The 13,928-nt window shown below is 28.8% G+C and carries 13 protein-coding genes; 3 read left to right on the top strand and 10 right to left on the bottom strand.

The features are described from left to right. Nucleotides 1–27: 27 nt before the first annotated feature. From EXC51_RS03390 to EXC51_RS03400, 3 genes are read right to left on the bottom strand one after another with little or no spacing between them, the layout of a single operon-like run. Nucleotides 28–621 carry a hypothetical protein gene (locus tag EXC51_RS03390; protein ID WP_129620514.1) on the bottom strand — a complete coding sequence of 198 codons (594 nt, stop codon included), beginning with the start codon at nt 619–621 and terminating at the stop codon, nt 28–30. Continuing rightward, entirely contained in the window at nt 611–1,315 is a 705-nt protein-coding gene (gene rlmB / locus EXC51_RS03395) for a 23S rRNA (guanosine(2251)-2'-O)-methyltransferase RlmB (RefSeq protein ID WP_129620515.1), read from the bottom strand. The genes EXC51_RS03390 and rlmB overlap by 11 nt, the downstream gene beginning before the upstream one ends. Nucleotides 1,316–1,351: 36 nt before the next feature. Further along, nucleotides 1,352–2,569: a class I tRNA ligase family protein gene (locus EXC51_RS03400; protein ID WP_129620516.1), complete on the bottom strand. Its 1,218-nt coding sequence runs from the start codon at nt 2,567–2,569 to the stop codon at nt 1,352–1,354. Nucleotides 2,570–2,710: 141 nt separating this feature from the next. Here EXC51_RS03400 and argS point away from each other — a divergent pair, with 141 nt between their 5' ends. The 3 genes from argS (at nt 2,711) to fba (ending at nt 5,592) form a co-directional block, all read left to right on the top strand. Beyond that, nucleotides 2,711–4,369 (top strand): arginine--tRNA ligase, encoded by a 1,659-nt coding sequence (argS, locus tag EXC51_RS03405; RefSeq protein ID WP_129620517.1) that lies wholly within the window; start codon nt 2,711–2,713, stop codon nt 4,367–4,369. A gap of 68 nt (nt 4,370–4,437) precedes the next feature. Then, entirely contained in the window at nt 4,438–4,689 is a 252-nt protein-coding gene (gene rpoE, locus EXC51_RS03410; protein ID WP_129620518.1) for a DNA-directed RNA polymerase subunit delta, read from the top strand. A 36-nt stretch (nt 4,690–4,725) separates the two neighbouring features. Then, nucleotides 4,726–5,592, top strand: a complete 867-nt coding sequence (fba, locus tag EXC51_RS03415; protein WP_129620519.1) for a class II fructose-1,6-bisphosphate aldolase — start codon at nt 4,726–4,728, stop codon at nt 5,590–5,592. 126 nt (nt 5,593–5,718) lie between these two features. Here the strand turns inward: fba and EXC51_RS03420 are convergent, their stop codons facing one another. The 7 genes from EXC51_RS03420 to EXC51_RS03450 all read right to left on the bottom strand — a co-directional run bounded on the left by EXC51_RS03420 (nt 5,719) and on the right by EXC51_RS03450 (nt 13,925). Continuing rightward, on the bottom strand, nt 5,719–6,342 hold the full coding sequence (locus EXC51_RS03420; protein ID WP_197722255.1) for a restriction endonuclease subunit S: 624 nt from the start codon (nt 6,340–6,342) through the stop codon (nt 5,719–5,721). Further along, the gene (locus tag EXC51_RS03425; RefSeq protein WP_129620520.1) at nt 6,311–8,329 is read right to left on the bottom strand and encodes a restriction endonuclease subunit S; all 2,019 of its coding nucleotides are present in this window, start codon (nt 8,327–8,329) and stop codon (nt 6,311–6,313) included. Before EXC51_RS03425 ends, EXC51_RS03420 begins: the two co-directional genes overlap by 32 nt. A 30-nt stretch (nt 8,330–8,359) precedes the next feature. Next, nucleotides 8,360–8,962: a restriction endonuclease subunit S gene (locus EXC51_RS03430; RefSeq protein WP_220096535.1), complete on the bottom strand. Its 603-nt coding sequence runs from the start codon at nt 8,960–8,962 to the stop codon at nt 8,360–8,362. After that, complete coding sequence (locus EXC51_RS03435) at nt 8,931–9,524, bottom strand: restriction endonuclease subunit S (protein WP_129620522.1); 594 nt, start codon at nt 9,522–9,524, stop codon at nt 8,931–8,933. The genes EXC51_RS03430 and EXC51_RS03435 overlap by 32 nt, the downstream gene beginning before the upstream one ends. 74 nt (nt 9,525–9,598) lie before the next feature. Further along, complete coding sequence (locus EXC51_RS03440) at nt 9,599–10,780, bottom strand: restriction endonuclease subunit S (protein ID WP_129620523.1); 1,182 nt, start codon at nt 10,778–10,780, stop codon at nt 9,599–9,601. Beyond that, nucleotides 10,780–12,342: a type I restriction-modification system subunit M gene (locus EXC51_RS03445; RefSeq protein ID WP_165001818.1), complete on the bottom strand. Its 1,563-nt coding sequence runs from the start codon at nt 12,340–12,342 to the stop codon at nt 10,780–10,782. The genes EXC51_RS03440 and EXC51_RS03445 overlap by 1 nt, the downstream gene beginning before the upstream one ends. Nucleotides 12,343–12,866: 524 nt before the next feature. Then, nucleotides 12,867–13,925, bottom strand: coding sequence for an LLM class flavin-dependent oxidoreductase (locus tag EXC51_RS03450; protein ID WP_129620524.1), 1,059 nt, complete (start codon nt 13,923–13,925; stop codon nt 12,867–12,869). Nucleotides 13,926–13,928: the final 3 nt, after the last annotated feature.

The following is a 13,928-nucleotide window of genomic DNA, read 5'->3' on the forward strand; positions in this document are numbered from 1 at the left end:
CACATTCACTACCATTTTTATTCTCTGTTAATTATCGATTTGATTATATTTTTGACGGATTGATTTTAAAATGGTATTGACCTTATTTTTGCTAAATTTGCAAGCATCATTTTTGTTGCAAATTTGTTCTAAACATTCTTTTTCTTTTGGGTTTAATAACTTTTGCAGCTGCTTCATTTTCTCTTCAAAAGCAACTATTTTTTCACTTCCATCTAGAGTTCTTTGGATCTTATTAAATAAGTTGGATAAATTTAAATTGTTATTTGAAACTTTGGTTTCAAATTGATATTGTCTATTCTTAATTTTATTAAAGTGATTTAAACTTTTATACCTTAAATTCAATCATCATAATTTCTCAAATGGACGATGTTGGAAATTATGATGATACAGTTTAATTTCCCTAGTTAAAATTGACAAAATATAGTTATAAATTTCCTCTTTTTCAAAATTACCACTAAGTTCATATCATCAAATTTTATTTACCAAAAAACCAAGTTCTTTATGATGTTTGTTAATGAAGTTATTTATGAGTAAATTTGATGAAATGTGTGAATATTTATTAATATCGAAAAAATCTTTAACTTCGATATTTCAATTACTAATGTCAATTTTATGACGCATTTTTATTTACTAAATCAAAAAGTACAATTCCTGTAGCTACTGAAACATTTAATGATTGGACAGTACCAAATTGTTCAATATAAATTGTTTGGTCAACAACAGATAAAACACTTTTTGATACCCCTTTCCCTTCATTTCCAACCACAATTGCACAAGGGCTATTGTAGTTAGCTTTTGTGTGTGGAAGAGCTTTTTTATCAAGTGCTGTTGCATACACTCAGTAATTATTTTCTTTCATTTTAGTAATAGTTGCGCTAATGCTACTTACTTTATAAAAGTTCATATTAACAAATCCACCAGAAGAAGTTTTTAAAGCTGTTGGTGTTAAATCTGCACTTTTATCCTTAGATAAAATAATATCTTTAATTCCTGCAGCATTAGCTGTTCGGATGATTGCTCCTAAGTTCCTTGGATCTTCAATATGATCTAAGATAAGCACTTTAGAAGGTTGATTTTTAATAAGGTAATTTATATCTAAAATTTTAATATTGCTTATTAATGCAACAAAACCTTGGTGGTTTTCGCCTTCACTTAATTTATCTAAGAAAGCATTATCTTTAATAATAATTTTCCCTTTGAAATTAGTAAAAAGATTTTTATTGCTTTCTTTAGATAAATAAATGGTGTCGATTTTGACTCCATTTTGATAGCTTTCAACAACTGAATTTCTCCCACACATAATAAATTGTTGCATACATTTTACCTTCCTTTTTCCTATAAATTGTGCCTTTTAAATTAATTGATTTTCCATTAAGATGTTCCGAAGCTTATCGCTTTGCTCATAATTTTTATTTGCAAGCTCCTCTTTTCATTGGTGATATATATTTATATATTTTGCATAATCAAAACTAGCAAGATCAAATTTTAAAACTGTAAAGATTTCGATAAGAGTTTTTTGTGAAATTAAATTACCTGTGTTAGCTTCTTTGATAAGGCTATTAACTTCAAAAAGAAAGTCAGAGAATTTACTCGCAAAAAGCTTTTCGAAGATAAGCTGAGTTTTTGCTTTGTCAAAGCTTGCATCATTATTTTCTACTAAAGCTCTAAAGAAAATTTTCTTAAGCTTATTAATTGTTTTAAGTGAATTATTAATAAGGTTATCATCAATATTAATAATTCCAGTAATTGAATTTGAAAGAAAAATCATTTTTAAAACATCAGGTGAATGTTTTAAAAGAAAATCCTTAGTTAAAATAACATTTTGAAGCGATTTAGACATTTTCTCATTATTTAAATTAATTTGCCCAGTTCTAAGTCAGTTTTTAGCAATTTTATTACCAGTAACACTTAAATACTGAATGTTTTCATTTTCATGGTGCGGAAATGTAAGATCCATTCCTCCACCATGAATATCAACTCCCTGGTTATTAAAATGCTTATAAATTAAAGCTGCACATTCAGTGTGTCAACCAGGACGACCTTTACCAAAATGGGAATCAAAAGTTACTCCAACTTGGGTTTTCTTTCAAAGGGCAAAATCATTTGAATTTTGTTTTTCAAAATCTGAATTATTTTTTAATAAAGCTTCATATTTTTGGTTTGAGACACTTCCATAATTATCTTTGTTTTTAGCCACATCAAATCAAACATTATTTTCTTTATCTGTATATGCATCATCTTTTGTTACCATTTTTGAAATAAAATCATTAATTAAATCTAGATTTTCAGTAACATATTCAACTTGCGAAATGGTATCTACACCGAAAGTGTTAAGTAAGTCCAAATACGCATTAGCATATTTGGAAGATAATTCTTTTTCAGTGATATTGCTTAAGCTAGCTTGTTTGATTATTTTATCATCAATATCAGTGATATTGTGGATAAAAGTAAAAGGTTTATTTAAGTAGCGAGCTCCTTTAAGCATTAAATCAATTGTTAATATTGGTCTCATATTACCAATATGAACATCATTATAAACAGTAGGACCACAAACATAAATTTTTAGCATATTTGAATTATATATTAATTATAAAAGTGGAAGCTATTTTTAGCAGCTTGAGCAGCGATATTTTTGAAAAAATTACTTAAAAATTAAGTAGCTTTTTATATAATTGTAAAACATAAAATATTCTATATTTTAAGGAGATGTATGTCAATTAATTTAGTTGTTAAAAAAGAGCTTATTAAGGCAGTTGAGTCACTTCAAGAGCAAGGTTTTTTTGAGCAAGATTTTAATGCAAATGAGCTTGTCTTTGATCTTAGTGAATCAAATGTACCTGAGCAAAGTAATCCAGATAAAATTGAATTCAATTTGTCAAGCAACATTGCCTTTATTGTTAAAAAATATGTGAAAAATGCGCCAGTAAATATTGCTAATGCAATTAAAGAATGCCTTAAAGATTCAAAGGTAATTACTTATGTTAGCGTTACTATGCCTGGGTTCTTAAACTTTGTTATTAACGATGAGCTTTTTATTGAAAGAACTTTTGAAATTAATGATTTAAAAGATAGCTACGGTGGAAACTTCATTAACAAAGAAAAAGTTAATATTGAATTTGTCTCAGCTAATCCAACTGGATTTTTACATGTAGGACATGCTCGTGGTGCAGCTGTTGGTGATTCACTTGTTAGAATGTATCGTCATGCTGGTTATGATGTAGAAGCTGAATATTATGTTAATGATGCTGGGAATCAAATTGATACACTAGCTGCTTCAGTGCATGTAAGATACTTAGCTCTTTTTGGAACTGAAAAACCAATGCCTGAAGAATGCTACAGAGGAAATGATATTATTTGATGTGCTAACAAAATTAAAGACCTTAAAGGTGATTATTTTAATGACTATGAGCTTAGTGAAGCTAAATACCAAGAACTTAAATTGATAGCAACTGAAATTATGCTTGCTCAAATTATGGAGCATCTAAAAGAATTTAGAGTTTCTTTTGATACAGTTTCAAGTGAAAGAGCAGTTAGAGCTTCAGGCGCAATTGAACAGGTTTTAAATAAACTAAAAGATAATACATACACTCAAGATGGAGCTTTATTTTTAAACACAACTCAGTATGGCGATGATAAAGATAGAGTTTTAATTAAAAATGATGGCTCATTTACCTACTTACTTCCAGATATTGCTTATCATGCAAATAAATTTGCTCAAAATCCAAGCTTAATTAATGTTTGAGGTGCTGACCATTCAGGGTATGTGCTTAGAATGAAAATAGCAATGCAACTCCTTGGATTTAACAAAGAAAATTTAGATATTTTAACTATCCAATTAGTGCGTTTAATTAAAGATGGACAAGAATTTAAAATGTCTAAACGTGCTGGAACTAGCGTTACACTTGCTGATTTAATGGATAATTCAAGCGTGGATGCTATTCGTTATACTATGCTTACGCGTGAAGTTAATAGCAAATTTGATTTTGATATTGATGAAGCTAATTCAGATGAATCAAATTCTTCAGTGTTCATTGTCCAATATGCACACTCAAGAGCTTGCTCACTGCTTAGCAAGATGCAAGCAGCAAGTAAGCAAAATAATGCTAAGCTTACTTTAAAAGCTAAAAAAGTTATTCGTGCTTTAGATGATTTTGAAGAGTTAATTAAAACCATTGTAAGTACCAAGAAAGTTAACTTGATGACTCAATATCTTTCAGAACTTGCAAAGTTATTCAATAGTTTTTATGCTGAAACTAAACTTATAAATCACGAATTTGAATCAACATATGCATCTTTAGTGCTTGCAGTAAAAAATGTTTTAAGTCTTGGACTTGAACTTATTGGTGTTTCTGCGCCAACTGAAATGTAATCTTTATCTTTTAAAAATAAATATTAATGTATTATAATAATAAAGCATTCGAAAGGATTTATTAAATTATGAAAACAATGTTAGAGCACGCAATTGATTTTATTCATCGTGAAAACAATCATGAATTTTCTTTTTATGAAATTTTTGATTATGTCCAAGAAAAAATGCAAGATCAATGAAATGAAAAATTCGTTTCAGATAGTAACTCATTTGAGTCTGTTAGAGAATTAAAAATGGGTGAATTATATAGAATAATGACAGTAGATCGTAGATTTGCAAGAACCGCTGATGGTAATTGAATTTCTAATGAAGCTAACTAAAAAATAAAATAAAAAAAGGTTAAAAAAGGAGTAATTATGGCATTAGTAAATGCAAAAGAAATGCTTAAAAAAGCTAAAGAAGGTAAATACGCAGTTCCTCACATTAACATTAACAACTTAGAATGAGCAAAAGCTGTGCTTCTTACAGCTGAAGCTGAAAAATCACCTGTTATTGTTGCGACAAGTGAAGGTGCTGTAAAATATATGGGTGGCTTTGATGTAGTAGCAGGAATGGTTTCAGGTCTTATGAAAGACTTAAACATTACAGTTCCAGTTGCTCTTCACTTAGACCATGGTTCATATGATGGTGTTTTAAAAGCTATTAAAACAGGTGTTTATACATCAGTTATGTTTGATGGATCACACTTCCCATTTGAAGAAAACTATGCAAAAACAAAAGAATTAGTAGAACTTGCTAAAGCTAACAACATGTCATTTGAAGCCGAAGTTGGAACAATCGGTGGTGAAGAAGATGGTATTGTTGGAGATGGTGAATTCGCAGATCCAAAAGAAGCTAAAATGATGGCTGATTTAGGAATTGATGTTCTTGCAGCTGGAATCGGAAACATCCACGGTCCATACCCTGCATCATGAAAATCACTTAGCTTTGAAACTCTTTCAGAAATTTCAGCAGCTGCTGGAATCGGAATCGTGCTTCACGGTGGAAGTGGAATTCCTACAGATCAAATTAAAAAAGCTATTAGCTTAGGAATTACAAAAATTAACGTTAACACAGAACTTCAACAAGCAAACCACAAAGCTTTAAGAGAATACATTCTTAGCGGTAAAGACCTTGAAGGTAAAAACTTTGACCCAAGAAAACTTTACAAACCAGGATATGATGCAATGTGTGAAACAGTTAAAGCTAAAATTCACGAATTTGGTTCAAACAACAAAGCTTAATAATTTCAAAGTTAACTAGAACTAATGGTTCTAGTTTTTATTTTGCTTTTTGCGTACGCTTCTAATTAGGAGCTAAGACAGCAAAATAAAACCACTACTTAATAGTAGCGGTTTTTACTTATAAATCTATTTTATAGTGTTATTTGAACTATCTTCTAAGTGTTTAAATATTGCATCCCGATAATACTCGTATTGCTTTTGTCTTTTTGCTTCCTCAGCAGGTAGGCCAATGTTTAAGTCTTTGCAAATAGCTTCAAAGTTATCAAGAACTTTAACTATTTTTTCTTGAACTTTTAAAGATGGTATTTCTATTTTGATATTTTCGGCTACATTGCTCATTAATTTAGCATTAGATAAATCTCTTTTTACATATTTTTGAGCATTTATGGATAATCAGTAGTAAAGGTATTTTGGCTTTAAAATATTTATGTCAGGAATTATCAATCCACAAACATTAGTGATGCTAAATTTACCATTTCTATAAAAGACTGTGCCAGCTTTTGCTCCATCAGTTGTTCAGGTTACAAATTCTCCATCAAAGTCAAATGCATCTATTTTACCAAGCTGTCCATCATTTTCAGTTTGAGATGAATACACTGGATATATTCCTTTATTTTGCTCTATTTCGTTTTTACTAATAACTCTTCCTCTTTTTAATTGACATACTTTTCCGATAGTGGTAGATAAATAAAAATTATCAAAAATAAATGAAAGGATTTTAATTAATCCGCTCTCTCTCTCTCTCTCCAATACCTTTATTATCTATAATTCCAGTTTCAAGGTATTTGAAAATTGCATCGCGATAATACTCGTATTGCTGTTGCCTTTTAACTTCTTCAGCAGGTAGGCTAATGTTTAAGTCTTTGCAAATAGCTTCAAAGTTATCAAGAACTTTAACTATTTTTTCTTGAACTTTTAAAGAAGGTAGGTTTATTTTGATTTTAAAAATATCTTTTGTATTTATATTCGGTTGTGCTGAGCCTATTTTATTTACTTCTATTCAATTAGGAAGTGTGTAATTTAAGTAAAAATAAATAAACTTAGGAATTGAAAATTGTTCAATTACTTCGATTTTACCAACCCTTTGATTTATAAATAAATTACTTATATCTTGGTTGAAAAAACTTATTTTTCCTAAGGTGGCACCTGACATTGCTAATAAAATGTTATTTTTATTTATTTTATAAGGTCTTAAATCTTGTTTATATTCATTAAAATTGAATTTTGAAACATTTTCTCAATCTAAATTTCCATCCTTTTGTATGTTTCCGATTTTAATGATTTTGCCATCGTAATTATTCGAATTGTAATTATCTGGTGAAACAAATGAAAAACCGTTATAAAAGTTAATTACAGTCTCTAAATTTGTTTTGATTTCTTCAAAAATAAATCAAAGGATTCTAATTAATCCGCTCTCTCTCTCTCCAATACCTTTATTATCTATAATTCCAGTTTCAAGGTATTTGAAAATCGCATCGCGATAATACTCGTATTGCTTTTGTCTTTTAGCTTCTTCCATAGGAAGTCCAATTTTTAAGTCTTTACAAATAGCTTCAAAGTTATCAAGAACTTTGATTATTTTTTCTTGAATTTTTAAAGAAGGAATTTTAATCTTCAATTTTAAAATATCTGGCATATATGGGTGTTTTATCCCACTTCCTCTATAAAAACTAAAAAGAGTGTCTTTTATTGAGTTTAAATAGTAATAAAGATATTTTGTGCTTAATATTTTAGTATCAAATGATTTACAAATTCTATTGTCGCTTGTTATGAATTTACCATTATGATATTGAATGTGAATAGTTGAAGAACCGCCGGGAATTGCTATAACTTCTTCATTATATATTTTCTTATTATATTTATTAGTAGAAGTGTAGAGAGTAGATGGGTATGTTGTCAAAATTTTTATATCACCATTTTCATCTTTTAATTCTTCTATTTCAGAAGCTAATAAATAATCATATTTCACATCATTTTTCAATTGATTTTCTTTTGGTAAACCTGCAAATACTTTATCCCAAATAGTTACTTCGTAAAGTTTCTTTTCAATGATGCTTGCATCATTGGACAAATTGTTATTTGATAACAATTTGTCTCTATAAAATTTATATTGCTCGTCCCTCGCCTTCAGCTCCGCCTTCAGCTCCGCCTTCAGCTCCGCCTTCAGCTCCGCTGAATACTCGGTAAATTTGTCAAGAATTTCAACTATTTTGTTTTGAATTGATAAAGGTGGAATAGGGATTTCTAGATTTAAAATACCAAGCATATATGGGTGTTGAATCCCACTTCCTCTATAGAAACTGAAAAGAACATCTTTTATTGAGTGGAAAAAATAATAAATAAATTTTGTATTTAAAACATTACTGTCAAATGATTGGCAAATTCTATTATCACTTGTTATGAATTTCCCTTTGAAATATTGAATATGCATAGTTGAAGAACCGCCAGGAATTGCCACTATCTCTTGATCATAAATTTGGTTTTTATATTTTTCAGAAGAAGTAAAAAAGTTAGATGGAAATGTTGTAAGAATTTTTATATCGCCGTTTTCATCTTTTAAATTTTCGATATCTTTAGCAAATAAATATTCATATTTAACATTATTTTTTATTTGTTTCTCTTTAGATAAACCTGTGAATGTTTTGTCTCAAATAGTCACTTCATACAATTTCTTTTTAATAACTTTAGAATTGTTAAAAGCTAGCTCTTTTTCCATTAACTCTTGAAATAATTTCATAATTACTCTCCTTCTTTTTAATAGATTCTATTATTTATCTAGATACTGAAAAATAGCGTCTTGATAATATTCATATTGCTGTTGTCTTTTAGTTTCTTCCGCTGGAATACCTATTTTTAAATCTTTACAAATAGCTTCAAAATTATCAAGAACTTTAACTATTTTTTCTTGAATTTGTAAAGAAGGTATTTCTATTTTGATATTTTCTACTACATTACTCATTAATTTAGCATTAGCTAAATCTCTTTTTACATATTTTTTAGCATTTATGGATAATCAGTAGTAAAGATATTTTGGCTTTAAAATATTTATATCAGGAATTATCAATCCACAAACATTAGTAATACTAAATTTACCATTTCTATAAAAGACTGTGCCAGCTTTTGCTCCATCAGTTGTTCAGGTTACAAATTCTCCATCAAAGTCAAATGTATCTATTTTACCAAGCTGTCCATCATTTTCAGTTTGAGATGAATACACTGGATATATTCCTTTATTTTGCTCTATTTCGTTTTTGCTGATAACTCTTCCTCTTTTTAATTGACATACTTTTCCGATAGTGATAGATAAGTAAAAATTATCAAAAATAAATGAAAGAATTTTAATTAATCTGCTCTCTCTCTCTCTCTCCAATACCTTTATTATCTATAATTCCAGTTTCGAGGTAATTGAAAATTGCATCGCGATAATATTGGTATTGCTCTTGTCTTTTTACTTCTTCAGCAGGAAGACCAATGTTTAAATCTTTACAAATAGCTTCAAAATTATCAAGAACTTTAACTATTTTTTCTTGAGTTTCTAAAGATGGAATATCGAAATTTAAATCTAAAATATTAGATTTTCTTAAATATCCTTGATTTGAATTTTGTTGAGAATTTCTTAACTTATTTTGTGTTGAAGATGAAATAAATAAGTGTCTAAAGAATTCGTCTAAAACTATTTTATTGTCAATTCTAACTAAAAATAAATTTTGTCCATAAAAATCTTTTTGCTCTTTTACAATGGCCAATTCACCAATTGTGCCTATCATTGTTATTAATATATCTTTTTTGGTAATCTTTCTATTTTTAGAAATCTCAAGATAATCATTTTCTGAAATATATGAAACATTGTCAAGGTCAATACGTCCATCTTTTATATTTTTGGATGTTATAAAAGGAATTCCGCTTTCTACAAAATTTGGAGTAGAAGGCATAATTCAAAATGAATCTTGGATAATTGAGTTTATGTTAAGGTGAATTTTATCAAAAATAAGCCAAAGAATTTTAATTAATCCGCTCTCTCTCTCTCTCTCTCTCCAATACCTTTATTATCTATAATTCCAGTCTCAAGGTATTTGAAAATTGCATCGCGATAATACTCGTATTGCTGTTGCCTTTTAGCTTCTTCAGCAGGAAGACCGATATTTAAATCTTTAAGAATAGATTCGAAATTATCAAGAACTTTAACTATTTTGTTTTGAACTGAAAGAACAGGTAATGTAAATAATTTTTCTGCAAACACTGATATTCAATGTCTTTTGTGTTCTTTTGATGATTCTTCTGTATTGTGGATGAAATTTAATCAATAATAAAAGTATTTAATATTAATATTGCTGTTTTTAGGTGTCAATATCTTTATAGCAGAAGATTTAATTTTAAAATCAAAATCTACTCATTTTAAATCTGTTGTAAAATCGTCGAAAATTATTACAGGATTTTCTTTGCTTGAATGAAAAATATTTTGTTTTTCATCTGTATATCCTAAAATGAATTTTTGATTAGCAGTTAAAACGGGAGTTTTAAATTCAGGATTGTATTTATCACTTTTTACAATAAATTTTGTTGGCTGAATATAATCAATGTAATCCTTTACTTTTGCTATATTTGATTTTATTCCACTGATGCTTGCATCATTGGACAAATTGTTGTCTGACAACAATTTGTCTCTATAAAATTTATATTGCTCGTCCCTCGCCTTCAGCTCCGCCTTCAGCTCCGCTGAATACTCGGTAAATTTATTTAAAATATTTATTATTTCGATTTGTGTTTCTAAATCAACTATAGGAATTAATAAATTATTTAGAAATGTTATATTAATTTTTTCAGGAGTAGCTTTTATATTGCTTTTAAATATATCCTTTTGTTTCGATAGTAGAAAGTAATAAATATATTTATTTAGTATTTCAGGACTGCTTTCAATTGTTAAACATACATCATTTGCTCAAAAATTATTTTCTTGTCATTGAACAAGCCCTGCAGTGCCATATTGAGCTATGGTCAATTGCTCGCCCTTTCTATTATATGAATGATAATATCCTAAAACTCCAATACCACCACTTTTTACAGGGAACCCATTAATTGCTAAATCTTTTTTTGTTATTCTATTCCCTCTTACTATTTTCGCAATTTCACTTAGTTTTTTAAAAGTTATGACTTTATTATTTTTTAATAACTCTTCAAATAACTTCATTATTCTTCACCTTCAAGTTCAGCAATGATTTTATCAATTTCGTTACGTAAAACAGATTGACGAGCAACAATTTCTTTAAGTTCTGCATTAAGTTTTTTGATATCAATAACTTCTTTTGTATCTTCTTTTTCAACATATGAATTTACAGAAAGGTTGTAATCATTATCTCTAATTTGGTCATATGAAGTGATTTTAACAAAGTTTTGTAAGTCTTTTCTTTTGTTGTATAAATCTAAAATATGTGCGATATTTTCCTCTGTAAGTTTGTTTTTCTTAGATTTTTTAACAAAGAAACTTGATGCATCAATAAATGTGACATCAGTATCTTTTCTATTCTTTTTAAGCACTAAAATGCAAGTTGCAATTCCTGTTCCGAAGAATAAATTATCAGGAAGTTGGATAATTGAATCAACAAAGTTATTATCAATTAAATATTTACGAATTTTTTGCTCAGCTCCACCACGATACATAATTCCAGGGAAGCAAACAATAGAAGCCACTCCTTCTGAAGATAAGTTATTTAAAGCGTGAAGCACAAAAGCTCAGTCAGCTTTTGATCTAGGAGCAAGCACACCAGGACCAGTAAAACGTGGATCATTAATTAATGTTTTATCATTTTTGTCATTTCAGCTAATTGAATATGGAGGGTTAGAAACAATTACATCAAAGAATGTATTTCATTCTTTTGGATGTGTTAATGTATCATCGCAGTAAATGTGAAACTTGTCAAAATCCATATCATGAAGGAACATATTCATTCTACAAAGGTTGAATGTTGTAACATTAATTTCTTGTCCATAAACACCACTAGTGATGTTTTTAGCACCTAAAATCTTAACCGCTTGTAAAAGTAGTGATCCTGAACCAGCACACATGTCATAAACATTTTTAACTTGTTTTTTATCACCAATTGCTAATTTAACAAGCAAGTTACTTACTTCTTGAGGTGTAAAGTATTCACCACCACTTTTACCAGCGTTTGATGCATACATACCCATTAAATACTCGTAAGCATCACCGAAAACATCAATTGAATTATCTTTTAAGTTTCCAAGGTTCATGCTTTGAATTCCTTTTAAAAGCTTTACAAGGATGTTATTTCTTTTAGGAACTGTATCACCTAATTTGTTATTATTTACATCAAAATCTTGGAAAAGACCCTTAAAATCATCTTCGCTATCTTTCCCTCTTGAAGAGCGTTCAATCGAATCAAAAATTCTTTTTAAAGTTTCATTTAAGTTTTCATCATATTCTGCATTTTTAACAACATTAACAAAAAGATCTTTGCTTTCAATGAAAAACCCTATTTCTCTTGCTATTTCATTTTTAGCTTCTTCAGGAATTACTCCTTCATATTTTTCATAATCAAAATCTGTATCACCAGCTTCAGCTTGTCTGTTGTTAAATTCTCTGACCATTTTTTCAGAAAGAAAACGATAAAACATTGCGCCAAGGACATAGTTTTTAAAGTCTCATCCATCAACACTTCCTCTAAGTTCATCGGCTATTTTTCAAATACTTGTATGTAATTCATTTCTTTCTAATTCTTTTTTGTTATCCATAATTTTCACCTCCTAAGATACTAAAATATTTAATATAAATATTCTACCTTATTTAAGACCCTTTGGTTTGCTTAAGTTGTTCTTTTCAGTATTTAGAATAGAAGCTATTTTCTTTATCTTTTTAAAATATGAAGATATAAATTTCAAATACACGTATAATCAAGTGTTATTTAAAAGTCAAACAGTAAATTGAATAACAAAAAATGTTTTCTGCTTGCTAGTATAGAATTTATGCTAGTAACTGAGAAATAAATAAGTTTGCACCTTTCCCACTTAGTAGCATAAAATGATTTAGCTTAATTTTTATGCTACTAAGTGGGAAAGTCATTCAAAAATAGACTTTATTTTTGTTATTTTACAATTAGCAATATTTAAATTATTTCTAATTACTTACTACCCTTTCTGCCTGCTAGCATAAATTTATTTAGGTATTACTTTTACAAGTTAAGGTAACAAAAAATTCAAATATATCTAAAAAATAGACATATTTGAATTTTGAATATTTTAAGTTACAATGATGGAAGTTATTTTGCATCTTTTTTCTGAAAGTATTTTTTTACAATTGGAGCTACTTTTTCTCCATAAAGCTCAATTGCTTTTAAAGTATCTTGATGTGGCATAGATCCAACTGGAAGATGAAGCATAAAGCGATCAAGTTCAAGACCTTCCATAATTCTGATGATTTTTTCAGCTACTTTTTCAGGGTTACCAGCAAAAATTGCTCCTTGTAAACTTGTTTCATTATCATATTGTTCTCTAGTTAATTCTCTTCAATGATCACGATCTTTTGCAATTGAATCTACTAATTCTTTGGTTGGGATAAAATAATTATCTTTGGCTTTTTGATCATCTTCTTCAATTCATCCTCAAGAATGAGCGGCTATTTTCATATCTTTTGGATCATGTCCAAAAGATATTCAAGCTCTTTTGTAAATATCGACTAACGATTTAAATCTAAGTGGGTCTCCACCAATTGTAGCAAAGACAATTGGAAGACCTCTTTTAGCAATATTTACTACTGAAACAGGATTTCCACCGGTAGCTACTCAAATTGGTAATTTTTCTTGAGTAGCTCTAGGATAAACACCTTTGCCATATACTGAATGAGTAAGATTTCCATGTCATACTAACTTTTCATTATTATTAATTTCAGTAAGCATATCAAGTTTTTCTTCAAAAAGAGCATCGTAATCTTTAAGACTATAACCAAAAAGTGGGAATGATTCAGTAAAAGAACCTCTTCCAACCATAATTTCGCTTCTACCATTACTTAAAGCATCTATTGTTGAAAAATTTTGATAAATCCGAATTGGATCTGAAGATGAAAGAACAGTAACCGCACTTGTAAGGCGAATGTTTTTGGTTTTTACAGCACCAGCTGCAAGAACAATTTCAGGAACTGAAACAGCAAAATCTTCTCTGTGGTGCTCTCCGATTCCGTAAATATCTAAACCTACTTTATCAGCAAGTTCAATTTCCTGTACTAAGTTCTGAATTCTTTCTGTATGTGAAATAGCTTTATTTGTATTTTGCAACTTGGTAGTTTCACCAAAAGTTGAAATTCCTAATTCAATTTTTTTCATAAT

It is taken from the genome of Mycoplasmopsis gallinacea, from assembly GCF_900660495.1.
GTDB lineage: Bacteria > Bacillota_I > Bacilli_A > Mycoplasmatales > Metamycoplasmataceae > Mycoplasmopsis > Mycoplasmopsis gallinacea.